The sequence below is a fragment of the Collinsella sp. AF29-7AC genome (genome assembly GCF_003475665.1).
Taxonomy (GTDB): Bacteria; Actinomycetota; Coriobacteriia; order Coriobacteriales; family Coriobacteriaceae; genus Collinsella.
Window position 1 is genome coordinate 151,094 of record NZ_QRQX01000002.1, and the last position, 23,523, is coordinate 174,616.

Sequence of the window (23,523 nt, forward strand, 5' to 3'; positions counted from 1 at the left end):
AACAGGTCCTGCAAATAGCAAAATGGCTCGGTTCCAACCAACATTGGAACCGGGCCATATGCTTATGAAGCGTCGGCGGCTATGTGCGCAAGCGCCTCAATGAGTTCCTGCGAGCTCACGGGTTTGCTCAGGTGCGCGTTCATGCCCGCCTCGCGCGAAAGCCTACGGTCGTCGGCAAAGGCGTTGGCGCTCACGGCGATGATCGGCGTGGTCGCGGCATCCTCGCGATCGAGTGCCCGAATCTGACGCGTGGCCTCAAGGCCATCGATGCCAGGCATCATGATGTCCATCAGCACCACGTCGTACTCGTGCGGCGCACTCGCGGCAAACGTCTCGACGGCAGACTCGCCATCCTTAACATGCGTCGCGATGGCACCGGCACGGTCGAGCGTAAACTGTGCGATCTCGGCATTCAGGTCGTTATCCTCAACGAGCAAAACGCGCAAGCCCTGGAGCGCGTCGCTGTCGCCCGCACCCACGCGAGCTGCCTGGGGAATCTCGGAGCGCTCGCACTTCTCAAGCGGCAGGCGGATGGTAAACGTCGTCCCCTGCCCCAAGGCGCTCGTAAAGCTCATGGTTCCGCCCATAAGCTCGACCAGCTGCTTGGCAATAGACGCGCCCAGACCAGTTCCCGATGAAGCGCCTTCCACCTGTTGTTCCTCGCGAGTAAACGGCTCGTAGAGGTGCTGCTGGAACTCCTCACTCATGCCAATACCGTTATCGGCGATCGTGTATTCATAGACGGGGACGCCGTCCACCGGCTCCACCTCGCGACACGTCAGGCGAACATAGCCGCCCCGGCGGTTGTACTTGACGGCATTGCCGGCAACATTGACCAACAAGCGCTTGAGGTGCGTCACGCTCGCCCGTGCATAGGGATGATCAAGAGCCTGTTGATCGCAGATAATTGTCACCAGACGCTCCTCGGCCTGGCGCTCCAGAATATCGCGTACTTCACGGGTGAGAACCACCAAATTTGTGGGCACGAGCTCCAGATCGACCTGCCCGCTCTCCAGGCGACTCATATCGAGCGCCTCGTTCGCAAGGTCGAGCAGCAGCCCCGACGCCGTCCAAATCTTTGAGCGGCACTCGGTCTGTTTTTGCAAGTTGTCCGCGTTGGCATCGCCCACCTCGACCATACCGCGAATGCCGTTGATGGGCGTGCGCAGGTCGTGGCTCATACGGCGCAGAAACTCCGTCTTTGCAGAGTTGGCAGACGACGCCTCGCGCGCTGCCTTTGCCAGCTTGTCGCCATAGTTGCGCTCCTGCTGCAACAGGTCGGCAAAGCGTTGACGCTCGGCGCGGCGGCGCGCCAACGCAACAGTGGCTATAACACCGCCGTAGAGCGCCAACACGCTGGCAACAACAACAGCGACGGTCTCGAAGTAACGCCGCGCGGGGGCATAGGTGTACACGTAGAATTGGCGCGCTTTACCAAATGTGCCCAGATACCACTCGCCGTTGGCGTTGACCAATCTGACCTTACCAGCCAGGCAACGCTCCTTGATACCGTCGACAATGACGGCATCCGTCGCAGGCAAATCAAACACGCCCGACATGGTGGGCTCGACAGCGTTGGTCGCAACGACCTTACCGTCGTTTTCGATCACGATATTGCCGCTATCGATGGTCTCGTAACCATCGAGCAAGCTCTGCAACTTGAGCGTATTGCTCGCGACCGCCTTGGCGCTCTGGTGCCTCACCGCGACAACGATGCCCTCGCCGTCCTGCCGGGCCACGCAGCCAATGTCTGCGACCGAATCATCCGCAAGCGTAATGCGGGCGGTATAGGACTTAAGCGGATGAGTCGCCACTTCCAGCACGGGCGTCTCTTTAAGATATGCGGCAAGCGACTCGTAGCCCACGTTATCCGTCGAGGACTCGGACACCAAGTTACCCGATGTGTCCGTCACAATCAGCGCCCTCACGTTGAACTGATCGGCATATTGCTCCAGTGTGGCGTTATCCGCCGAGGCATCGCGCTCTATATCGCGCGCTACCTCTCCGGCAATCTCCATAACGCGAATCAGATTTTTAGTCGCATAGGCGCTGTTGAACGCATCGTAGGAAAGGCTCTGTGTCGCCACGTAATCGACAACGTCGGAAAAGCGCTGCTCGGCTTGGGCCGTCGTGTAACCGTAGCTCATCGCGCCGGCAGCAGCCGAGAGCGCTATCCCCAACAGGGCGGCAAGGAGCCATGCCAGGGCCGAACGGTCGCCCCGCTTCTCTGTGGTGTGGTCGGGTGCATCGATCACGACAGGCCCTCCATATTCAAAAAGGGCGAAGGGTCATCAAAATACTTTGACACCAGGCGCTCCATGGTGCCATCGGCAAGCATTTCTTGGTAGGCATGGGTGAGCTTAACGTCGATGCCGCGTGTGTCGTTGATATCGAAAGCGGTGCCCAAACCAACCTCTAGCAGCGGCTCAGACAAAATGCGATACGTCACGCCATAGTCTTTTTCGTAGGTGAGCAGCGAGGACTCATGCGCGGCGATGGCGTCGACTAGGCCCTCGACAAGCGCCGGGTTCAGGTACGAGCGGTCCGAAAAGCTGTAGAGCTCCTTAATCTGCGGAACGTTTTCATTGGTGTGATTGAGCAGAATCGATTCGGGCTTGGTGGTGGACTGGACCGCCACGACCCTACCCTCAAGATCGGCAAGCGTGTAGATATCGCTTTCGGGATCGACAGCAACCACCTGTCGGCTCGCAAGGTACGGCCCCGCCCAGCGATACTCGCCTTCGCGGCCCGTCATACTAAAGCTGCCCATGACGCAATCGAGCTCGCCGCTCGCCAGCAGCTCTTTCTTCTTTTCCCAGTCGATCAGCTGGTACTTTGGCTTGTAGCCAATGCGGCCCAAAGCCTCGGTCAAAATATCGACATCCAGGCCAACAATATCGCCGTACTCGTTGCTATACACAAACGGTGGATAGAGGTCGCTGCCAACGTTGAGCGTCTTAAGGTTGTCGTCTTTGACCTGCGAGGCGGCTGCGCCTTCTGATGCAGACGCCGCGGCCCCATCATTCAACCCGGAACAGCCAGCTATCGCCACGACAAAGGCGCCCACCACTGCAAGCGCAACAAACAACGATATGGCGGCCGAGCGACGAGGTCTTTTCATCGAGCTCCAGACGATCCTGTTTACAGACTCAAGAGCAAAGATATTAGCAGACAAAACCGCGCTTGCGCTCAATGGTTACAGATGCTTTACCATACGGGGCCTTCCAGCCAATCTGGCAGACAGCCCCGCATGCAGCACTCACTTACCGTGCATTAAAAACGTAGCGGTCCAAGCGGTCGCACGCCTCCCTTACACGCGAAAGCGGCAGCGCCAGATTCACGCGAATGTGGCAAGGTCCATGGAATGGACGGCCGTCCTGATAGCCCACGCCCACACGCGCCCCCTCGTCGAGCAGCCACTGAATATCGTGCCCATGCACGCAGCACCACTCCGTGCAGTCCAGGAACACCATATAGGTGCCCTGCGGGCGCGAATAGGACACGCCCTCAAAATGCTCGTCCACGTAATCGCAGAAGTAGTCAATGTTGCCCTCGATAACCTCGTTGAGCTCATCGAGCCACTCGTAGCCCTGCGGCTGGTAGGCGCCGATAAGCGCATGCATCGAAAGGACATTCATCTCGTTGTAGTGGGTCTTATTGGACACGGCGCACACGCGGTCGCGCAGCGTCTCGTTATAGATGATGTGGTAGCTGCCGACCAGGCCCGCCAGGTTAAACGTCTTGCTGGGCGCATAGAGGGCGACCGTGCGCATGCGGGCATCCTCGCTCACCGACTGCGTCGGGATATGCTTGTGACCGGGCAAGATGATGTCGGACCAAATCTCGTCCGAAATCACCACGCAATCGTGCCGGCGATAGATGTCCATGGCGCGCTCGATCTCGTCGCGCTCCCATACGCGGCCACAAGGATTGTGCGGCGAGCAGAACACCGCGGCGTGGATGTGGTTTTGGGTGAGCTTGCGTTCCATGTCCTCAAAGTCCATGCGCCACACGCCCTGGTCGTCGAGCTTAAGCGGGCTGTGGACAATGCGATAGCCCGCGGCTTCGATGGACTTGGTAAAGCCGATGTAGGTAGGGCTGTGGACCAGCACCGCATCGCCCGGCTGGACATACGCCCGCAGGGTCGACACGACACCGCCCAGCACGCCGTTTTCGTAGCCGATATGCTCCGGGAGCAGACCCTCGACGCCATTACGTCGGCTCTGCCATTCGATGATGCGGTCGAAGTACTCGTCGCGCGGATCGAAATAGCCAAACATGGGATGCTGGGCGCGCTGAATGATGTGCTCCTGGACCGTGGGCACCGTGGCAAAATTCATGTCCGCCACCCACATGGGGATGCGGTCGAAGCCCTCGTCGGGCGCGTTCGGAGCCATGCCAGGGATCTCGCCCCAGGAGTCAACGGCGATGGCGTCCATGCCGTGGCGGTCGATAAGCGAAGTAAAGTCGTATTTCATGCTGAGCTCCCGTGCAAAGCGGATTGTTTTGATAGGCGTTATTGTCCACCAGCGTGGGCGATTTTGGCACGGGGTTTGGCGTTGAATTTGGCGAGCGCCATCGAATGGCTGGCTAGTCCCGCGCGTCGTTGACGGCGGTTACCGTCAACTTGGATCCGTCAACCGTAAAGGATATGTCGAGCCCAGCGTAAGCCAAGTGGTAAATGCGGTTTGGCTCGTGCTTGCTACCCGCGCGGCGCGGATCTTGGCGAAGGACCTCGACCAACCCGGGGAGCTTCGTGGGCGGGACCATCTCCTGCAGCGCTTGCGGGAAGTCAACGTCGAGCTCTTGCCACGGCGCATCCTCAATCCAGCCGCCGGTCGCATCCGAGTGGCAGTCCGCAAACGGAATGTAGGGCTTAATGTCGTAGATGGGCGTGCCGTCACGCAGATCGGCCCTAGCACATGGATGATGGGGCCATCGTCGGTAAGCCCGACATGATCGAGTTTGACGCAGGTAAGCCCAATGGGATTAGGTCGAAACGGGCTGCGCGTGGCAAATACGCCCACGCGCTCGGCTCCACCCAAGCGCGGCGGACGCACGGTCTTCGACCACTTGGCGTTGGTGCCGGACCTATCCTGTGTCTTGGCATCGGCGGCGATGTCTTCGGCCGCGCCGCCGGGTGTTCCGTTTTCAAAGCGCCAGAGCAGCCACAGGTGAGAGAAGGAGTCCAGACCCTCAACTGCCGCGCTGGAGGCAAATTCCGGCTCAAAGACGATGCGTCCCTCAAGATGGGGCGCCAAAAAGCTGTTGCGCGGGATGCCGAACTTTTGCGGCAGGTCGGTATGTATGTGTGCAATAGGTTTCATGCCGGTCATTGTACGGCACGGGCGAGGGCAGCAGGCCGCGATTGCTTGTCATCGCCATCTGCATGCAACCAACGGTTGCTTGGAAGGGCATCGGCTGCCGCGTATGCTTAAGCCAACAAGCAGCAGAAAGGAGCCGTTATGGCCTTTGCAGAAAAACTCATCGCCGTTCGTCGTGCCAACAGCCTCACCCAAGAGCAGCTCGCCGCCAAGCTCTATGTCACGCGCCAGGCCGTGAGCCGCTGGGAGCGCGGCGAAGTCACCCCGGGCATCGACATGATGAAACTCATTGCCGCCGTAACCGGAGAGCCGCTGTCGCACCTGCTCGAAATGCCCGAGCACTATTGCCAGAGCTGCGGCATGGTGCTCACGCCCGATGACTGCGGCACCGATGCCGCGGGCGCCAGGACCGATCATTACTGCAAGTGGTGCTACGACCGCGGCAAGTACACCTATGAGACCACGATGGAGGCAATGATCGAAGATTGTGCCCCGCGGCTGGCACAAAGCACCGGCATGTCGCTCGATGAAGCCGTCTCGCTCATGGGCGCCGTGCTGCCGCAACTGGAGCGCTGGCGCTCCGTGCACGAAAACGAGGAGCGCTACGGTGCCGAGGCGCGGGCGCGCTATGGCGACGAGGCGATCGACGCCGCAAACGAAGCACTGCTGGATATGGATCCCGAGACATGGAACGACATGAAAGAACTCGAGCGCGCGATTTTGGGCCAGCTCTCGATTGCCATGGGCGACGGCAATCCAAAGAGTAACGAAGCCCGCAAGCTTGTCGCAATGCACCGCCGATGGGTTGGCCTTAACTGGGGACACGAGCCCCAGGACGAAGCATACCTGGGCCTCGCCAATGGTTATCTTGCCGACCAGCGCTTTGTTGACTACTACGACAAGCCCTGCGGCACCGGAGCCACGGCGTTTCTGGTACAGGCAATCGAGTCGTCGTTGACGCGTGCATAGACCGCGGCGGCTTTGGGTATTTCAATCGAAACCTCAACCGATTGGAGACCTATGGCTACTGATCACGAACTCGCGCTCTACGTTATGACCGGCTGCCCGTATTGCATAAAGGTCAAGCGCTTCCTGGCCGATAACGGCGTGACCATCCCCGAGCGTAATATCTCGACCGATTCCGATGCCGAGCAGACGCTCATCGCCGTCGGCGGAAAGCGCCAAGTTCCCTGCCTGTTCATTGACGGCACGCCACTCTACGAGTCGGGCGACATCATCGCGTGGGTGCAGGAGAATTTGCTCTAGCGTTCTATTGCGGTCGGCCGGCCCCAACGCACAAACCCATACGAACCAAACATGTACGTCAGCATCCAAAGTCGACATTTTTCGACATCTTTGGATGCTGACGTACAGCTATTTGTGGGCAATCGTTGGGGACGTTCTTAAATGACTAGTCGTTAAAGAACGTCCCCAACGACTAGTATCGATTTAATAGAACATACGTTTGCTTTTTATGCTATACTCGCCTCAAGGCATGAGAATGGTCGAGAGTTCCCGCGGAGGTCCCCAATGACACGCTGGAGCGAGCCCGGTAAGTAAGATCGGTGGTTACCGCACTCGTCCATCTCAGACAGGCTGCGCTCCTGTTCGTCGTCGCCGTCAAAGAACGACACTCACAACCAAACGTTTCCGTTATCCGTGAGCCACACAGGAGTGCATCGTTATGGCAAAAAAGATTCCAACCTTTACGTCCGACACCGTATCAAGCGCCTGCTCAGATATCAGCAAGATCGTTGAAGCCAAGAGTCTCAATCAAAAGAGACTCGATCATGAGACTTCGTTAGAGGGGGCGTTGCTCATTGGGCGCCGCCTCGAACAAGAGACTGCCGGATACCCCATTACTAATCTCAAAGGACTGCTCTCCCCCGTCGGCGGCCATCTACACAAGCACTATGGCCCCCGCCTAGGACAATCCTATCTCGCACGCTGCATTAAGTTCGCTCGCGCCGTTCCCAAATACGCACCTTTTCGATCAGAGCTTGACCTAGCCCACTATGAGGCACTCGCTCGCGTCACAAACGAGTACCTGCGTCTTGAGCTCATGAACGTCGCGGCCGACAACAGGTGGCCCTCATCGCACATCGCGCTTCACGCCAGATACCAGAATCCACAAGATGCTCCAAGCAACAGAGAATTCCGCGAGCTCACAGCGAACCAGGAAGTTTGGCGCTTTGCCCGCGCTTATACAGATGCCTGCGGAATCATTTCGCTCGAGAAGTTTGTTGAGCTTTACAATTCTTGCGCTCCCGAACCAGTCTCGATATTCGAAGTAAATGAAACTATTTGGAAAATCAAAGAGGAGTCGGGGCGCATCGACAACCCCTGCATACTTTCCAAGGACGGAGAGCTGTACCTCATAGCGCCGGAACTAGACGACACGGTCGAAAATAACCCTTATTACTACGACGACTACGGATATTCCTATCGAAGATACGAACGCCATAGCGAGTACACCCAGGAAATGCGCTCGTTACGCGAGCGACGTGTTCAGAGCAGGAGGGCGGCCATATTCACTGGCCATAAGCAGCATCCAATCGAAAAACTAGACTATGAGGACATCGTCTGTGGATATGCCAGCTACACACAATCTGTTAATAATCTCAAATTGTATATCTTGAATGATTCCAAGCTGGGTGCCGCAAGCCTTCACGCAAGAGAGGACGAGTTCGATTTCATCATGGCAAAGCTCTTGCGTTCTATTGGTCTCAACGGCATGCCGACAGCACAACAAACAACCGAAGATGCCGAATTTTTATTGATCGTCGTACGACCCGATTTTTACAAACAAGCGGAGATAAACAAGGTCTCCAAGCTCCTCGCAATAGTCTATGAAAACACTCCCCTCTGGGAGTTCAACGGACGCTCATACACCGAGCTAAAGAGCGAAAAAACGCTAGAGCCTCTCGTGCCAACTATGCAACCAACAGTCCAACCAAAACAGGCTGCTTAACCGTATTAACTGCTTGTATTTTTGTCTACAAAACTGTATACATAAAGAGAGGTCCCTATGGAGCTCATCGCAATCCACCCCCATGCCCTCAAACATGGGCTGACAGAGACGGATATTACCTGCGCTTGGAACTCCGCTTTCGCATGGTTTAGGCGTGATCTTGAAAATGGAGGCATCGATTACGTTCTCGTTGGACTTGATGGAAAAAACCGCCTCATGGAGCTCATTGCTCGATGTTGCCCCGACCGAGATGGTTACATCATTTACCACGCCCTTGTCCCTCCTACGCGCAAGGTGCTCAGGGAAATCGGAATCGATCGATAGGAGGCGCTATGGACGCTAAACAGCTCGAAAAGATGATGGGGTTTGCTCCCGGTGAGCTAGAAAAAGCCGCAGCGGCATACGAAAAAGATGAGTGGCCGAAGGGCCACACCGTCAAGTTGGGAAGGCCGCCGATTTCCGATGAACCAAGCGTTGTTTTATCGGCACGTGTGGGCGAATCGGTTCTTGAAGCATTTGACGCAAAGGCAAAGCGCCATGGGCAAACGCGCACGGAGCGACTCAGGGAACTCATTACACTCGATGCAATGATTGCCTAGTCCCCTGCCGAACCAAACATGTACGTCAGCATCCAAAAACGATATTTTTCGACATCCTTGGATGCTGGCGTGCAGTTTTTTGCATGGGTCCGGCACAGGCGATCCGTTCTTCTCCGTCCCCAAGGGATCATTTAGCCACAAAAGCGGGCGATGGGCGCAAGCTGCTGCTCGCGAAAGACACGGTCGACAGCAGCACGGTATTCATCGACCTTTTTGGTCTTGCGTACGAGTTTGTGAACGGTCGCGGGATCGGCGAAGGCGCATTTGGCGTAGAACCACCACTCCTTCATGCGAAAGACCGCGTTGCCCCCAATCTCGTCCGCATAGGCCGCAAACAGCATGTCATGGAAGCGTTGCAGCTCAGCGGCGGTAGCGGCAGGGTCGCCCTTAACCATGCGAGCCAGCGCGGGATTCGCAAGCAAGCCGCGCCCCAACATTACGTGGCGTGTTCCGGGATAGGCCTTCACCAGCGCATCCATGTCCTCAAGATCAAAGATGTCGCCGTTATAGGCCACGGGGAACGGCGCCCGTTCCAGCGTCTCGCCGTAAAACTCTTTGCGCGGTGAGCCCGTATAACGGTCCTTTTGCACGCGCGGATGCACGATCAACTCCGCCAGCGGCATTCGGCAATAGAGGTCGAGCACGCACTCGTACTCGTCATCGCATTCGAGCCCCAGTCTGGTCTTGACCGACACCGGCAAGGGCGAGCGTTCGCACACGTCGCTCAAGAACACCTCGAGCTCATCCAAATTGCGCAGAAAGCCCGAACCCTTGCCCTTCGCGACCACCGTACCCGAAGGGCAGCCAAGGTTGAGGTTGACCTCGCGGTAACCCATATCGGCAAGCACCTGCGCCGCCCACACAAACTCGTCCGCATTCTTGGACATCAGCTGGGGCACCACGTTAAGTCCCTGGTTGTTGGCAGGATCGACCTCTTTAAACGCCTTGCCGCCAAAGCGATTGCCCACCCGCGGCGGCGGCAAAAACGGCGTGTAATAACAATCGAGCGCGCCGAAGCACTCCGCATGCACGCGACGGAACACATGCCCGGTAATCCCCTCCATAGGGGCCAGCGATAAATACATCAACATCCATTCTCAAATCAATGTGACAAAGGGACTGTCCCTTTGTCACATAATACGCCCACCGAGGGCGGGGGTTCTCTATACTGAGTCACATATGACGGTATCGCGCCAAAGGAGAACGCCGTGACCACGTCGCAGATATCCCTGCTCGCGCTCATCTTGGTTGGGGGCATCGGCATCCTGCTTATCGGAGTGAGCGCGCTCATGAAAGCCGCCGCTCGCAAGAAAGCCAAGGCCTGTACCGCCGTGACCATGGGAACGGTCATCGACCATCGCTTTATGGGCGAAGGCAGGATGTATCCCGTTTTGGAATACGCCGTCGACGGCACGCAATACCGCGCGAAAAAACAATTCCGTGGCATAAAGACCAAAAGCTTGTCGGGACTCCCCATCCGCACGCAAGCCACCGCCTACGAAGACGCCAAGGGCTGGCTGCACGTGCAGACAGGCCCCATCGCCCGCCTAGGCACCCTCGCGGAGCAGCTTTGGCCCCTCGGTAGCCAAATGACCGTGTACTACAACCCCAGCAACCCAGACAAAAGCTATGTCGAACGCCCCATCGTGGGCAACTTTGCCACACTGATGTTTAACATCGCGGGCTTCTTGCTCATCGCGATGAGCATCTTGCTCTATGTTCTTATCCAGCGCTAGCTCAAACTGATGCGCCCCGCACCCCATGCGCCGCAACGACCGCCACGACACCAAGGAGCAGCTATGGCTACACTTTCCGAACAAGAACGCAAGCGCATCCAGCGATACTGCATCTGTCCCAAGGTTGCCGGCGCGGCGCTTGCCATGGCGTTTGTGCTGCCTTTTTTGATCATTCCCTTCGAAATGATTGACGATATCGTCTTCCATCATGAAAGCTTCCAGGAGACGGGCATGATGACCGCCTTGGCGCTCACCGCCGTCGAGCTCATCATCTTCTGCTATTGCGCGCTCGCGCCGCGCTTTGGCATGCGCGGCAAGCAGTGGAGGGAAATGCAGCACCGGCTCGCCGTCGAGCAGAGCGAAAAAGACCGCTCGGCACAAATTGCAGGCGTTGTTGGCACGCAGGCCGCCGCGCGTCTGCTCAAGAACAGCGACAATGAGACCGCACGCAACCTGGGCGGTGCGGCAGAAGTCGCCGCTGCCGTAGGCGCCGTCGCCACCGCGGCAGACGTGCTTGCCGAAAGCTTTGCCAACGCAAAGGCCATGGCAGAGGCCTGTGGCGTGCCTATCCCCCGTGCAAAAAAGTGGATCGTCGCGCTTGTGGCACTGCCCCTCGCAATCGCGTGCGGTGCCTATATCCCGCAGCTGGCGCAGGGAAACATCAAGATGCAACAGAACGCCGCGGCCGCGGCCGAGCAGATCGCCATCGCCCGCAAGGCATTAGAGCCCGCATGCGAGTACGTGTCCGCCGATGACCCCTACGAGCGATATCAAGATTACGGCTATCATGTCCGCGGCTACTTGCACGACGGCGACTCCGATACCCAGAAGACCTATACGTACCTGGATTTCGATAACAAGGGAACGCTCAAGGAAGTGAGTTACATAGCGGAGATCGACCCCGACGCGAGCCTTGAGGACAACCTCGCCCGCATCGAGCTCGACTTGGATGAGCTTTCCTCTGTCGTCCAAACCGTAGACGTCAAGACCGTGAGTCCCGAGCTCCTAGCACCGCAAAAGCTCCCCGAAGAGTTTAGGCAGGCTTTTTTGAACGGTTCGCTCTACGAGAGAATCTCCATCAGGACGAGTGACGACCTCATCAAAACGTACTATTCATTTGACACGGAGCCCGAGGACGAGTTTGACGAGTACACCCATCCAAGCATCCGTATCACGTTGGTGGGCAAAACGAGCTAGGCGCCCAATGTGACAAAAGGACTGTCCCTTTGTCACATTCCATGAAAAAGGGCACCGGCGTTAGCCGATGCCCTAAAGCTGCTGCAGATTAACTCCTGCAGCGTATGACTAAGACGAATCGAACTATTCGTCCCAAGAGAGGCTCTTACCAGTCTTCTTTGCCAGCAGCAAGAACAGACCGATGATGACGTTGCATGCAATACAGAAGATGAAAACGCCCTGGAAGGAGCCGACAAGCTCGTATACCTTCATCATGACGGGCATGCCAAAGGCGCCGACGATATAGCCCACGGAGCAGATGAGCGCGAAGATGCGACCAAAGTCACGGGAGCCAAAGACGTCCATCACCAAAACGGTCAGAGCGGTGCCGGCGATGACGTACATGACGTCGTTAACACCGGCAGCAAGAATGCTGAGCGTCGAGTTGCCGCTGCTCATCATGAGCATGACAAAGGAGAGAATCGAGACGGCGAGCCAGCTCAGAATGGCCTTGGTGCTGCCAAACTTATCGCAAGTGGTACCGACGATCGGGTTGAGGAACAGGTCGAACAGCGATGCGGCGGAAACCATGAAGCCACCCACCATGGGGCTAAAGCCGACCTCGGCGGCATAGGTGGGGAACAGCTGGTTCATGCAGCAAGTAAGCTGAACGAGGCAGAGGAAGCCGATGCAGAAAAAGAATGCAGGCGACTTAATAGCGCGTGCGTAGCTAACGCCACGTGCACTATCCTCGGTCGTCTCCTCGGTCTCGGCGACCGTCTCGCCTTCGACATAGCCATAGGGCAGCATGCCCTTGTCCTGGGGCTTATAGCGGATAATCAGGATGGAAGCGGGAAGAATGAGCACGGCGGAGACGCCAGCGAGCACCAGATAACCAGTCCTCCAGCCAGCAGCCTCAATGACAGAGGTGATGACGGGACTCATGATGAGCATGTAAATCGAGTTCACTGCCCAAGCGAGACCAATTGCCAGGCCGCCAGATTTTTTGAACCACTGGTCAATAACATCGGACATGGCGACGCCGGTAGTGAAGGCGAAGCAAACGCCAATCAAAGCACCAGCTGCGATGAACATCCAGACTTCGGTGTAGAAGGCCATGCCTGCGCCAGCGGCGAGCAGAATAAGCTCGACGACGGGGAGCCAAAACTTGCCAACAACCTTGGGGATGAGTTTTCCGACAAACGGAAGAGCCGCTGCAAGACCAATGAGCGTTGCAGTGAAGTAATACGAGAAGATGGAGTAGTCAAATCCGAACTCCTCGCACACGGGCGCGACGAAGGAGCCAGCGATTACGCTATAGGATCCGGTCGTACCGGCAGACATGAGGCCGAGCGCGATCACGAGAACCCATGCGTAAACCTTGCTGCTCTTTAACTTTGCATTTTCCATTGATACAGCTCCTAGAGACCCAGAAGGGCGCACATAACGGCCTTGATGGTGTGCTGACGGTTCTCTGCCTCACGGAAGATGACCGACGCGTTGGCCTCAAAGCACTCGTCCGCAATCTCAAAGCCCTCGGTGATGATTTCACGATGCAGGTCGTTCTTGCACTGGTCGAGCAACATCTTGCCAACGCGGTGATTTGCGTTGTGAACAGAGGGGAGCTCGTGCATGCAGAAGATGTCGGGGTTGTTGGTGCGCTTGCACAGCTCACTGGTGACGCGATAGGGGTACAGGGACTCGGCGTCGCCAAGCCAAGAGTTGTAGTCGTCAGGGTCCAGAACCTCGTCGCCGCACTCGGGGTTGATGTAGCGCCACTCCTCGGTAACGATTACGTCGACACCGTCCAGAGCATCAAGGTCAGAGGTGATGGTGAAGGTCCTGTTAGGCGCGTACTTGGCGTAGCAGGCCTCAACCTCCTCGATCATTTCCTTGCACATCTGGTGACGGAGGTCGTCGGGGCCGATGGCGAGGAAGTCCATGTCGAGCATCGCGCACAGACGGCCATACCACACGGGGGCGCCGGCGCAGTTGCCAACGAAGGCCATCTTCTTGCCACGGCTCGTGCGCAGACCACCCCACTGCTCCTCCATCGTGAGAGCGTCAGCGAGCATCTGGGTCGGGTGATCGCCGAGGGTGAGGGCATTGATGACTGGAATATCGACCAAGTCGGCGACATCATAGAGGAACTGCTCGTCCTTTTGTGCACGATAGACAATGAGATCATACATGCCGTTGAAGACGCGCATGGCATCCTCGATGGTCTCGCAATCGCCCATGTGGGAGTTGGTCAGATAGGTGAAGCCCATGCCCAGGTCGTTGCAAGAGGTCTCAAAGGCGCAACGAGTGCGGGTCGAGCCCCACTCAAAGTTGGCGAGAACGTTCTTGCCGGGGAAGTAGCGCTGGTCGACACCGGACTTTTTCTGGGCCTTGAGGTTCCAGGCAAGATCGATGAGGTAACGGAAATCCTCAGAGGAAAGATCGTGGATGTTGAGGTAGTCGCGACCGCGAAGGCTGTTGTTCATGCCTATTTCCTTTCAATTGTTTGATGGGTAAGTGTCGAATGCGCCCCCGAGGGAAACACGGATATCCCTCGGGGACTGTAAATGTGGCGCTTGGATCAGGCAGCGCAAGTTTAAGAACTTGCTAGCAGCTGGCGGCCACGTCCTTGGTCCAGCAGTGCACGCCGCCGCCGGACAGGTTAAGCGCGAGAGAGTCGATCATGATGACCTTGCGATCGGGGAAGCAGCTCTCAAGAACCGCCTTGGCCTGCTCGTCCTTCTCCTTCACGACTTCGCTCATGCCTTCGTGGTAATAACGCTGGCCAAGAACGACGCCGTTGCAGATGAGGAAGTTGCAGTAGCTTGCTGCGGCATAAAAGTGAACGGGGCCTTCGGGCCAAGGGGTGCCATCCATGAACTTGCCGCCCATTTCGTCGATGAAGCCCTTATACAGCTCGTAGTCCTCGTCGCCGGGAGCGATGACAACCTCGATCGGCTCGGCAGTGGGCATGCGGACGATTTCGAAGGGCTTGCCCTCCCAGTCCGTCTCGGCGCGTAGAATCTCGTAGGCGGCGTCGATGCGACGATGCGATTCCGCGCCCGCCTTGCTCGAGGCGGCCTCCTCATCGGATACCTCGGCAAGAAGAATCTTGTTCGGGGTGATAAAGCGGCACATCTCATCGATGTGGGCGGCGAAGCTCATGCCGAAGACAGGAGTTCCATCTTCCTTCTCGTCGAGGATGCCCAGTCGATAGTCGTCGTCCTCAAGCATAGGCTGCGGCAGCCAGATAACCTTGTTGAGGTTGTAGATGCGCTTGTACTCGGCCTCCACTTCCTCTTTTGAGAACTCGGGATTGCGCTTGCGGCATTCCGTGTCCTCGATGGCGATCAGGGTGCCGTGACCGTCAAACTCGCGGTCGCCGCCCTCCGAAACCATTTCGGAATTGACGATATCGAAGCACCCGAGCGCAACCGCCATGTGAACAGCTGCTCTGCGTGCGGACTGGCACTCTGGGGAGTTCTTGTCCCACACGCCATAATAGGTCCAAGCGGGGTTGACCATATAGGAATGGCCTTCGTCGTCGACCATGATGCTGGGGCCGTTGTCGCGAACGTAGAAGTTGGAGTCTTCGAACTGCGTAATCTGGATACGGTCGAGATCCACCCCTTCTTCTTTAAGGCGCGAGCAGGCTTCCTCGTAGGAGCCGGGGGTGCCACAGTTGAGATTGACCGTAACGTCGCCATACTCAAGCAAAGCTTTAATTACGTCAACGCAAGGCTGGCGATTATCGAAGCCCTCTGCGCGAATGTAATCGGGAAGCCATGTCACATAGACGTTGGAGCGCTTCTCAAACTCGCCCGGCATACGATAGTTCTCGTACATGGTTGGTCCTTCCGTCGGGTTTCCCGCAATGCTGTCCGGCCGCGACAATAGCGGGGTTACACCAGCTATAGTACTACTATACCTACCGTTCGGTAGGTGTTTTTGTATAATTGCCATTCGCCTGTCGATACCTACCGTTCACCGTTTATAGTGGTCGTGTTCGGACACGAATTGATGTTCCGTTGCCATTCTTAATAATGTTGGCAATGCGGAAGTGATTTGCAATGGAGAAGTGAAGCGTGAGCACAAAGGGAAAAATATTGGACGCAATGTATGATCTTGTGGCAGAAGTCGGTTACGACAAGGCGTCCATTGGAAAAATCTGCGACCGTGTCGGTATATCCAAGCCATCGGTGTACTACTACTTTCCCTCTAAAGAGGATATTTTCACCACGCTCTTAGATAGTATGTTTCCGACTATCGACTATCAGCGCGACTACTCGCTAATAGTCGATAGGGACGGATTCAAGGCGGCGCTTATCGAGCTCGGCAATTCGGTTATAGGTGGCTATCGTAGTGATGAAAAGCGCCGTCGCGTGCTGGCCGAGGTCAGTATTCAGGCAAATCGAATCCCTGCAGTTCAGGAACGTCAGGCAACGGCGATCAACCGAACTATGGACGCGCTTAAAGACATCCTTCTCCATGGCCTAGAAATTGGCGCGTTTTCCGATGAAACAGACGTCATGCTGTACGTGCAGATTCTTTACACCGTACTTGAGGGAGCGAGCAATACCGTTGCCCAAGATGAAGACATCGATGAAAAGGCTGTTTGGGCAGGGATCGTCGAACTCATGTTTAAATAGGCGCGTAATAACAGAGGCACCTTGGCAAGCGCGATGCGACGACTTGTGGGGTCGCGGAATGGTTCGAAACCCGTGTTCGCGATGATTGCAAAAGTTGTTGAATAGAAATTGGGGCCGATTCCAGCTATGTTGGAATCGGCCCCAATTTCGTTTTAACTTGCGGAGACAAATGACAGGGCTGAAGGGCAGTTCGTTGGTCAGGTTATTTCGCGGTAGTCTTATTGAGGATACCGGAAACTAAAGCAAATGTCGCAATCAGAAGGTTGCAGATGATACAGAAGACGAATACTCCTTGGAAAGACCCTGCCATACCGTAAACCTTCATCATGACTGGCATTCCGAAAGCTCCGACAACATAGCCCGCTGAGCAAATAATCGAATAGATCCTTCCAAAATCGCGTGATCCGAAGAGCGAGAGGAGAATCATCGGCATTGCAGTTCCAACGATGGCGAACATGACGTCGTTTACGCCGGCCGCGATGATGGAAACGGTCTCGTTGCTTCCGCCAAAGATGAGAAGTAGGAATGAAAGAATGCTGACTCCCGTCCATGCGACCGTTGCTTTAATAGCACCGAGCTTGTCGCATGTTTTGCCTACGAAGGGATTTAGGAAAATATCGGAGAGCGAAGCCGCCGAAACCATTAGGCTTCCCACGATGGGATTGAAGCCGACCTCGCTTGCATAGGTCGGGAACAGCTGGTTCATGCAGCAGGTGAGTTGCGCCACGCAGAGCAGAAGGGCGCAGAGAATAAAAGATGGCGTTTTCGCGGCATCGCGGAGCGCCATGCCCGAAGAGACATCTTCCTTTTCATCGGCGCTGTAGCTCTCATGGGTTTCGGAGGTAGTCTCTCCGTACGGAAGCATATTGCGATCAGAAGGCTTAAGGCGAATGATAAATGCGCTTGTGGGCAATATCATGGCTGCAGAAACGGCCGCAAGTACGATGTAACCCGTACGCCAGCCTTGCTGCTCGATGACCAGTGTAATGACAGGACTCAATAGCAGCGTGCAGAGAGAATTAACGCCCCACGCAAGGCCGATGGCAAAACCAGACGATTTACTGAACCATTGGTCAATGACATCGGACATGCAGACACCCGTTGTGAACGAAAAGCAGATGCCGATCACTGCGGCGGAGACGATGAACATCCAGACCTCGGTGTAGAACGCCATTGCGGCGCCGGCGGCAATAAGGACGAGTTCAACGCAAATATGCCATGGTTTGCCGATTACTTTTGGAATGAAACGACTCAAAAGCGGAAGCCCAAGCGCAAGGCCAAGAAGAATCGCGGTGAAATAGAAAGAGAAAGAAGTGTAGTCAAAGCCCAGGTCTTCACATACAGGAGCGATGAATGAGCCGGCAATGATGCTGTAGGTGCCGGTTGTTCCCGCAGACATTAAACCGAGCGCAATAACGACAATCCAAGCAAATGCGCCGCTCTCACGGGGGCGGTCCTTTTCGGCTGGTGCGATGAGAGTCATGGTTACTCCGTTTCTATCGGCAATGCAACCTATATGCCTACCGATAGGTATATAAAGATGGAGATTCTTCGTCAAGTGTTAAGCGGGGAGCGGGGACCCTTAACGTGCCGAACGGTAATTGGGCCCCCAATGCGACAAAGGGACTGTCCCTTTGTCGCATTATTCGGAGCGCAGGGCCTCCACGGGATCCTTCTTGGATGCGCTACGGGCCGGCAGCAGGCCGGCGACAACCGTCAACAGCACCGAAATCGCGATGAGCATCAGCGCGTCTTGAACGGGCAGGCTCATCAGGTTGGGCACCTGCTTGGCCGCAAGCGCCCAGGCATTAACCGGAAAGCTCACGGCCACCACGACGACAATGGCAAAGACGCCGGCAATGAGGCCTTCGATAAAGGTCTCGGCATTAAATACGTTGGCCACGTTGCGCTTTGACGCGCCGATCGCGCGCAGGATGCCAATCTCCTTTTTGCGCTCCAGCACGCTGATGTAGGTGATGATGCCGATCATGATGGAGCTCACCACCAAACTGATACTCACGAATGCGATGAGCACCAAGCTGATAGTATTCACGATGTCGGTCACCGAGCCCATGATGATGCCCATGTAGTCGGTATACGAGATTGCCTGCTCATCGTGGCCAGCAGCTTTGACCTGCTTGTTGTACGCATCGATGTAATCGAGCACGCGCTCCTTGGCCTCAAAGTCGCGCGGGAAAATCTTGACCGAAATGGGGTCCGCCTCGTCCGCATAGCCCAACGTGGTCAGATTGTTGTCGTAGGTGAGCTTCGACGCCTTGGCATAGCTCATCATGAGCGAGCTCAGGTCCTCGGCGTCCATGTTGAAGTGGATGGCACGAGCAAAGGCGCCCGCATCCACGCGCATGGCGCTCGCCAGGTTGGCAAAACTCGAAGACATCTGCGTCGCCATTTGGTCCATGAACCCTGCCGCACCCGCCTTGAGCTGGGTTGATACCGTCGTCGCAATCTGCTCGCTGACCGCCTTCATCACCTGATCCATAGACTGCTGCAAATACGGAGCCAGCTGCTTTTGCACATAGTCGCCCATCGCCCGCTGCAGGCGCTCGGCCAAGGCATCGCCGCCCAACGCCTTGAGCTGAGCCAGGCATTGCTGGGCTGCGGCATCATTCTCAAGATACGCCGAGAATGCGGCAGCAAGCTTTGACGCGTCCTTAAGATCTTCGGGCGACAGCGCCTTAAACTGATCAGACTGCAGAAAGCCCTCAAACAGCTGGTTGGCAAGCGTTCCTACCTGCTGCATCTGCTCGGGCGTGAGTTCCAGACCGTCAAAGATGCCCGAGAAATCTGGGGCCGGCGCTTTGGCCATGATGTCGCTGAAGTCAATGCCCTTCCCAACGCCCGAAAGGTCAAGGTCCAGCCCGGACAAGTCGATACCAGAAAGGTCTATACCGCCGGCCGCACCCGAGAGCGCCGACGAATCGAGAGAGAACGCACTCTTCAGCGCCGCTTCGTCCACACCGAACATGCTGCCCAGTTCCACGCTCTGTTTGGCCTCGCCTTGCAGTTCATCGAAAGACTTGCCCGTAAAGACATCCGTCTCGGGGTGGGCAAGCTGCTCCTGCACGATTTGCGAATCGGCAGCACGCTCCATAAGCTGGCGAGTCAGCGCATGCGTATAGGCAATGCCCGGGGACAATGCGCTCGCGTTTGCCGCCTCGTTGGGTCGCACCACGCCCACAATGCGCACGTCAATACCGTCGGCAACCTTGGCCGCCATAAAGTCGGCATCGCCAGACATGTCAGTCCACATGCCGGTCTCTTCGTTTTTGCGATAGGCATCGGACGGCGACAGCACCTTAAACGTCGTGGACAGCGCATCGTCGTAGGTAAAGTCGGTGCCGGCCTTGGGCGTCTCGACCTTGCCGTCGGCCGTCATGGCACTGTTAACCAGGTCGTTAAGCTCATCGATATCCAGCGCACCGATGCTATAGAGGGTGTAATCGCCCACCGTGCCGCGGCTCGAAAGCACCATCACGGCCTCGTTGGCAGACGTAGGCCAATGGCCGGCAACGACATCGTACTGGCTGTCGAGCAGGCTCTGGTCGTCAATCATCTCGTTAAAGACCGAGGTCCCCATGGAATCCATGCTCACCGTTGCCGCCGAACTTGCGCCGCCGCTCATGGCCTCGGTCATGGCGTTGGGCACCAGCCGGACAGGCTTCTCATCGCCCTTGCCGGCACGATAGACAACCGGCGATACACCGTAGCCGTACTGAATGGCGTTGACCTCTTTATCGATGCCGTCGCCACCGGCATCGAGCCATGCCTTAAAGCTCGTCATGTCGTTGGACTTAACGCTTGCGAACATGTCTTTTACGGCCGTGACCACAGGGATCTTATCGGTTCCCTTATCTTTGCCACCGGTGGCGTCGGATGAGTCCTCGCCCTCGGACACCTCATCATCCGTAGCCCCATGCCCGCCCATCATGGACGACAGGTCATAATCTTGTTTGGAAATCGTCAGCGGGTAGCTCGAGAGCGTGTCCTCCTCGACCTTTTTGATGTAGTCGTTTACGCCGTTGGAGAGCGCCAGGATCGCCGCAATGCCGATAATGCCAATCGAACCTGCAAAGGCCGTCATGGCCGTGCGGCCCTTCTTGGTCATGAGATTTCGGGCAGAAAGCCCAAGCGCCGTCACAAAGCTCATCGAGGTTTTGCGCGTGGGCTTGGCCTCGCGACGCGCGGCCTCGGCAGCATCAAAGGGATCTGAATCGTCGGTGACCTTGCCGTCCGCCAGGTTGACAATGCGCGTGGCGTACTTGTACGCCAGCTCGGGATTGTGCGTGACCATGATGACCAGACGGTCGCGCGCAACGTCCTTGAGCAAATCCATGACCTGGACGGACGTCGTTGAATCCAAGGCGCCGGTCGGCTCGTCAGCCAGCACAATCTCGGGGTCATTGATCAGGGCGCGGGCAATGGCCACGCGCTGCATCTGCCCGCCCGAAAGCTGGCTCGGGCGCTTGTCAACGTGCTCGCCCAGACCGACTGCCTCGAGCGCCTTGCGCGCACGTTGGCGGCGCTCGGCATGCCCCACGCCCGTGAGCGTAAGCGCCAACTCCACGTTTTCCAAAATGCTCTGATGCGGAATGAGGTTATAGCTCTGGAACACAAAGCCGATGCGATTATTGCGATAGGCATCCCAATCGCGGTCGTTGAAGTCCTTGGTCGAGATGCCGTCGATCAGCAGATCGCCCGAATCGAAATGATCGAGTCCACCGATGACGTTGAGCATCGTAGTTTTACCCGAACCCGAGGGACCCAGAATGGCTACGAACTCGTTATCGCGAAAAGACAGGCTTACGCTGTCGAGCGCTACCTGCGTAAACGACTGCGTAACGTACCTTTTGCAAATAACTCTGAGATCCAGCATGGACGGCAACCTCTCTCGCGCGGGCGCGCTCGCCCGCTCCCCCGCCGTTCACGTTCGGCGCGTTTGTCCTACTCTATCCTCATTTTTAGCCGATACCAGTGAGAAGTGTAACGAACCGCGCCAAAAAACGAACGGGACAGCACGCCGCATGGCGCACCATCCCGCATATAACATCCCCGATGCGACAAAGAGGCTGTCACTTTGTCACATTCCAATGCGCGCTACTTTTCGAGCCCGCACGGCATAACGTTAGCGCTGCCGCGGCGAGCCACAGTCACGGCTGCAAAGAAGCGATAGCCGCCCGAGAAGTTAAAACACTCAAAGCCATACTGCGCCAAAATGCGGCAAGCAATGTAGCTGCGAATGCCGCTCTGGCAAATCACGTAGACCGGCTTGGCCCGGTCGAGCTCGCCCAGGCGATTGCGCAGATCATCGACGGGAATGTTTACGAAACCATCGATATGCCCGCGCTCGTACTCCCCTTCCGTACGAACATCGAGCAGCTGCACGCTGCCATCGCGTGGCAAGTTGGGCTCATCCTCCCAATGCCACTGCGCCAGTATGCCGCGATTGAGGTTCTCGATCATAAAGCCCGCCATATTGACGGGATCCTTTGCCGATGAATACGGCGGCGCGTATGCTAGGTCCAAATCCTTAAGCTTATCGCCGCGCATGCCTGCCTGGATGGCAGTCGCCAGAACGTCGATACGCTTGTCCACACCATCGATGCCCACGATTTGCGCACCCAGCAGGCGCAATCCCTGCTTCTCGAAGACAACCTTCATGGTCATGGGCGTTGCACCCGGATAATAACCCGCATGCGAACCGGGCGACAGGACCACGCTGTCGCAGTCAACTCCCGCCGCGTGTGCCGCCTTTTCGGATAGTCCCGTGCTTGCCGCCGTCAAGTCGAATACCTTGATAACCGATGAGCCCAACGATCCGAGGTAGCAGCTGTCCATGCCGGCTATGACATCGGCGACGACACGCCCCTGCTTGTTGGCGGGGCCGGCGAGCGAAATGACCGCGTCCTCGCCGGTCACCTGATGCGTGACCTGCACGGCATCGCCCACGGCATACACGTCGGCAGCAGAGGTCTCCATGCGGTCGTTGACCACAATAGCCCCCTTGATGCCCAGTTCGAGCCCCGCCTCTTGCGCCAGATGGCTCTCAGGTGCCACGCCAATGGCAAGCAGCACCATATCGGCTCCGATAGGGTCATCGCCCGCAACATGGGTGACAACGCGGCCATCAACTTCCTCAAAACCTGTCACATCGGCCTTGAGGCGCAGATCGATACCGTGCTCACGCACCTCGGTATGCAAAAGGGTCGCCATGTCGTAATCCAGGTTGTTCATAAGCTGGACGGGACGCTGCAGAAGGGTCACCTGGAGCCCCAGCTCACACAGATTCTCCGCCGTCTCGACGCCAATGAAGCCGCCGCCGATCACGACGGCACTGCTCGATCGCCGCTCTCGAACATAGCTGTGAATACGCAGCGTGTCCTCAACGGTGCGTAGGCTAAAGATTTTATCCGAGTCGATGCCCGGCAACGCAGGGCGAATCGGCTTTGCACCCGGCGACAGGATGAGCTTGTCATACGTCTCGACAAATTCCTCGCCCGTCAGCATATTGCGAACCTCGACCGTATGCGAATCGGGATGGATGGCAAACACCTCGTGACTCGTCTTGACCGCAATGCGAAAGCGATCCCAAAAGCCCTTGGGAGACTGCAGCGTCAATGCGCTCTCTTCTTCTATCACGCCGCCAATGTAGTACGGAAGCCCACAGTTGGCATACGATACAAAACCCGTGCGCTCAAAGATGACAATTTGGGCCTGCTCGTCGAGTCTGCGCAAACGTGCCGCCGCCGATGCGCCGCCCGCGACGCCTCCAACGATAACCACCTTCATAGCCAACGCACCACCTTTCCCGTGTAGCCGCTTATGCCGCCGATATTCTTGACACTGCCATACCCAGAACGCTTAAGAAAACTCACAGCTTGGTTGCTTCGCGCACCGCTCAGGCAATGCACGAAAAGCTGCGTGCCCTTTCGACGTATACCCATGATGCTACCCCGAAGCAGAAAAAAGAGTCGCTGTTTCCAGCGACTCCCCTTCAGTTGTCGGTACCGTCAAGATTCTTTCGCAAATTGATCGAGGCGGCCTCGGCCC

General features: G+C 56.9%; 19 protein-coding genes and 1 pseudogene. 8 read left to right on the forward strand and 12 right to left on the reverse strand.

The features are described from left to right. Positions 1-62 precede the first annotated feature (62 nt). The 5 genes and pseudogenes from DWZ15_RS01415 to DWZ15_RS10875 all read right to left on the reverse strand — a co-directional run. Positions 63-2,255: an ATP-binding protein gene (locus DWZ15_RS01415; protein ID WP_118448889.1), complete on the reverse strand. Its 2,193-nt coding sequence runs from the start codon at positions 2,253-2,255 to the stop codon at positions 63-65. Next, a complete protein-coding gene (locus DWZ15_RS01420) occupies positions 2,252-3,121 on the reverse strand; it encodes an ABC transporter substrate-binding protein (protein WP_118448892.1) in 870 nt (289 codons plus the stop codon). Before DWZ15_RS01420 ends, DWZ15_RS01415 begins: the two co-directional genes overlap by 4 nt. Positions 3,122-3,263: 142 nt before the next feature. Further along, positions 3,264-4,478: a MalY/PatB family protein gene (locus tag DWZ15_RS01425; protein WP_117635836.1), complete on the reverse strand. Its 1,215-nt coding sequence runs from the start codon at positions 4,476-4,478 to the stop codon at positions 3,264-3,266. Positions 4,479-4,590: 112 nt separating this feature from the next. Next, a complete protein-coding gene (locus DWZ15_RS10870; RefSeq protein ID WP_369833167.1) occupies positions 4,591-4,770 on the reverse strand; it encodes a hypothetical protein in 180 nt (59 codons plus the stop codon). 203 nt (positions 4,771-4,973) lie between these two features. Further along, positions 4,974-5,336, reverse strand: a pseudogene (locus DWZ15_RS10875) (SAM-dependent methyltransferase); the annotation flags it as partial. 129 nt (positions 5,337-5,465) lie between these two features. Between DWZ15_RS10875 and DWZ15_RS10460 the strand changes: the two are divergent. The 5 genes from DWZ15_RS10460 to DWZ15_RS01455 all read left to right on the forward strand — a co-directional run bounded on the left by DWZ15_RS10460 (position 5,466) and on the right by DWZ15_RS01455 (position 8,894). Continuing rightward, complete coding sequence (locus DWZ15_RS10460) at positions 5,466-6,293, forward strand: TipAS antibiotic-recognition domain-containing protein (protein WP_158572473.1); 828 nt, start codon at positions 5,466-5,468, stop codon at positions 6,291-6,293. 51 nt (positions 6,294-6,344) lie between these two features. Then, positions 6,345-6,590 carry a glutaredoxin gene (locus DWZ15_RS01440; protein WP_117854828.1) on the forward strand — a complete coding sequence of 82 codons (246 nt, stop codon included), beginning with the start codon at positions 6,345-6,347 and terminating at the stop codon, positions 6,588-6,590. Between the two features lie 418 nt (positions 6,591-7,008). Then, positions 7,009-8,295: a hypothetical protein gene (locus DWZ15_RS01445; protein WP_118226633.1), complete on the forward strand. Its 1,287-nt coding sequence runs from the start codon at positions 7,009-7,011 to the stop codon at positions 8,293-8,295. Positions 8,296-8,352: 57 nt separating this feature from the next. Further along, positions 8,353-8,619, forward strand: coding sequence for a hypothetical protein (locus tag DWZ15_RS10465; RefSeq protein ID WP_055252529.1), 267 nt, complete (start codon positions 8,353-8,355; stop codon positions 8,617-8,619). A gap of 8 nt (positions 8,620-8,627) precedes the next feature. Continuing rightward, positions 8,628-8,894, forward strand: a complete 267-nt coding sequence (locus DWZ15_RS01455) for a ribbon-helix-helix protein, CopG family (protein WP_055252530.1) — start codon at positions 8,628-8,630, stop codon at positions 8,892-8,894. A gap of 131 nt (positions 8,895-9,025) precedes the next feature. On the opposite strand, the gene DWZ15_RS01460 is transcribed toward DWZ15_RS01455, so the two are convergent. Continuing rightward, positions 9,026-9,979 carry a tRNA-dihydrouridine synthase gene (locus tag DWZ15_RS01460; protein WP_118448895.1) on the reverse strand — a complete coding sequence of 318 codons (954 nt, stop codon included), beginning with the start codon at positions 9,977-9,979 and terminating at the stop codon, positions 9,026-9,028. Positions 9,980-10,102: 123 nt separating this feature from the next. Between DWZ15_RS01460 and DWZ15_RS01465 the strand changes: the two genes are divergently transcribed. Both DWZ15_RS01465 and DWZ15_RS01470 read left to right on the forward strand, forming a co-directional pair. Then, complete coding sequence (locus tag DWZ15_RS01465; RefSeq protein WP_117635840.1) at positions 10,103-10,630, forward strand: DUF3592 domain-containing protein; 528 nt, start codon at positions 10,103-10,105, stop codon at positions 10,628-10,630. Positions 10,631-10,693: 63 nt separating this feature from the next. Then, a complete protein-coding gene (locus DWZ15_RS01470; protein WP_118448898.1) occupies positions 10,694-11,827 on the forward strand; it encodes a hypothetical protein in 1,134 nt (377 codons plus the stop codon). Positions 11,828-11,950: 123 nt separating this feature from the next. Here the strand turns inward: DWZ15_RS01470 and DWZ15_RS01475 are convergent, their stop codons facing one another. The 3 genes from DWZ15_RS01475 to DWZ15_RS01485 all read right to left on the reverse strand — a co-directional run bounded on the left by DWZ15_RS01475 (position 11,951) and on the right by DWZ15_RS01485 (position 15,652). Beyond that, positions 11,951-13,216 (reverse strand): MFS transporter, encoded by a 1,266-nt coding sequence (locus DWZ15_RS01475; protein WP_117635842.1) that lies wholly within the window; start codon positions 13,214-13,216, stop codon positions 11,951-11,953. An 11-nt stretch (positions 13,217-13,227) separates the two neighbouring features. Further along, a complete protein-coding gene (locus DWZ15_RS01480; RefSeq protein WP_117635843.1) occupies positions 13,228-14,292 on the reverse strand; it encodes an ornithine carbamoyltransferase in 1,065 nt (354 codons plus the stop codon). A gap of 121 nt (positions 14,293-14,413) precedes the next feature. After that, entirely contained in the window at positions 14,414-15,652 is a 1,239-nt protein-coding gene (locus tag DWZ15_RS01485; RefSeq protein ID WP_117635844.1) for an agmatine/peptidylarginine deiminase, read from the reverse strand. A gap of 239 nt (positions 15,653-15,891) precedes the next feature. On the opposite strand from DWZ15_RS01485, the gene DWZ15_RS01490 reads away from it, so the two are divergent. After that, on the forward strand, positions 15,892-16,455 hold the full coding sequence (locus tag DWZ15_RS01490) for a TetR/AcrR family transcriptional regulator (protein WP_117563584.1): 564 nt from the start codon (positions 15,892-15,894) through the stop codon (positions 16,453-16,455). Between the two features lie 202 nt (positions 16,456-16,657). Here DWZ15_RS01490 and DWZ15_RS01495 read toward each other — a convergent pair whose 3' ends face one another. The 3 genes from DWZ15_RS01495 to DWZ15_RS01505 form a co-directional block, all read right to left on the reverse strand. Next, on the reverse strand, positions 16,658-17,938 hold the full coding sequence (locus DWZ15_RS01495; RefSeq protein WP_118448901.1) for an MFS transporter: 1,281 nt from the start codon (positions 17,936-17,938) through the stop codon (positions 16,658-16,660). A gap of 159 nt (positions 17,939-18,097) precedes the next feature. Next, positions 18,098-21,349, reverse strand: a complete 3,252-nt coding sequence (locus DWZ15_RS01500; RefSeq protein ID WP_118448904.1) for an ABC transporter ATP-binding protein/permease — start codon at positions 21,347-21,349, stop codon at positions 18,098-18,100. 221 nt (positions 21,350-21,570) lie between these two features. Next, entirely contained in the window at positions 21,571-23,262 is a 1,692-nt protein-coding gene (locus tag DWZ15_RS01505) for an FAD-dependent oxidoreductase (protein ID WP_118448907.1), read from the reverse strand. Positions 23,263-23,523 lie beyond the last annotated feature (261 nt).